The organism is Vibrio sp. 970 (assembly GCF_033339075.1).
The window spans coordinates 1593-3025 of sequence record NZ_JAWOTW010000046.1; the positions used below are offsets into that span (position 1 = coordinate 1593).

General features: G+C 52.0%; 1 rRNA gene (only partly in view). It reads left to right on the forward strand.

Annotated elements, in window-relative coordinates:
* Nucleotides 1–1364, forward strand: a 23S ribosomal RNA gene (locus tag R7Q11_RS24505); it begins 1566 nt to the left of the window's first position.
* The last annotated feature ends 69 nt before the right edge of the window (nt 1365–1433 follow it).

Below are 1433 nucleotides of genomic sequence, written 5' to 3' on the forward strand. Positions count from 1 at the left end.
GTGAAGTCATTGATGCCATGCTTCCAGGAAAAGCCTCTAAGCTTCAGATTGTAAGGAATCGTACCCCAAACCGACACAGGTGGTCGGGTAGAGAATACCAAGGCGCTTGAGAGAACTCGGGTGAAGGAACTAGGCAAAATGGTACCGTAACTTCGGGAGAAGGTACGCTCTCGACGGTGAAGTCCCTCGCGGATGGAGCTATTGAGAGTCGCAGATACCAGGTGGCTGCAACTGTTTATTAAAAACACAGCACTGTGCAAAATCGCAAGATGACGTATACGGTGTGACGCCTGCCCGGTGCCGGAAGGTTAATTGATGGGGTTAGACTTCGGTCGAAGCTCTTGATCGAAGCCCCGGTAAACGGCGGCCGTAACTATAACGGTCCTAAGGTAGCGAAATTCCTTGTCGGGTAAGTTCCGACCTGCACGAATGGCGTAATGATGGCCACGCTGTCTCCACCCGAGACTCAGTGAAATTGAAATCGCTGTGAAGATGCAGTGTACCCGCGGCTAGACGGAAAGACCCCGTGAACCTTTACTACAGCTTGGCACTGAACATTGACCCTACATGTGTAGGATAGGTGGGAGGCTTTGAAGCGCAGTCGCTAGATTGCGTGGAGCCGTCCTTGAAATACCACCCTTGTAGTGTTGATGTTCTAACGTTGACCCCTAATCGGGGTTGCGGACAGTGCCTGGTGGGTAGTTTGACTGGGGCGGTCTCCTCCCAAAGCGTAACGGAGGAGCACGAAGGTGGGCTAATCACGGTTGGACATCGTGAGGTTAGTGCAATGGCATAAGCCCGCTTGACTGCGAGAATGACAATTCGAGCAGGTGCGAAAGCAGGTCATAGTGATCCGGTGGTTCTGAATGGAAGGGCCATCGCTCAACGGATAAAAGGTACTCCGGGGATAACAGGCTGATACCGCCCAAGAGTTCATATCGACGGCGGTGTTTGGCACCTCGATGTCGGCTCATCACATCCTGGGGCTGAAGTCGGTCCCAAGGGTATGGCTGTTCGCCATTTAAAGTGGTACGCGAGCTGGGTTTAGAACGTCGTGAGACAGTTCGGTCCCTATCTGCCGTGGGCGTTGGAGAATTGAAAGGGGCTGCTCCTAGTACGAGAGGACCGGAGTGGACGAACCTCTGGTGTTCGGGTTGTGTCGCCAGACGCATTGCCCGGTAGCTAAGTTCGGGATCGATAACCGCTGAAAGCATCTAAGCGGGAAGCGAGCCTTGAGATGAGTTCTCCCTGATACTTTAAGTATCCTAAAGGGTTGTCGTAGACTACGACGTTGATAGGCAGGGTGTGTAAGCGTTGTGAGGCGTTGAGCTAACCTGTACTAATTGCCCGTGAGGCTTAACCATACAACACCCAAGGGGTTTTGATGGACTCAATGAAAGAACATTGAATGTGTAAGAACGAGAATTAAAAAA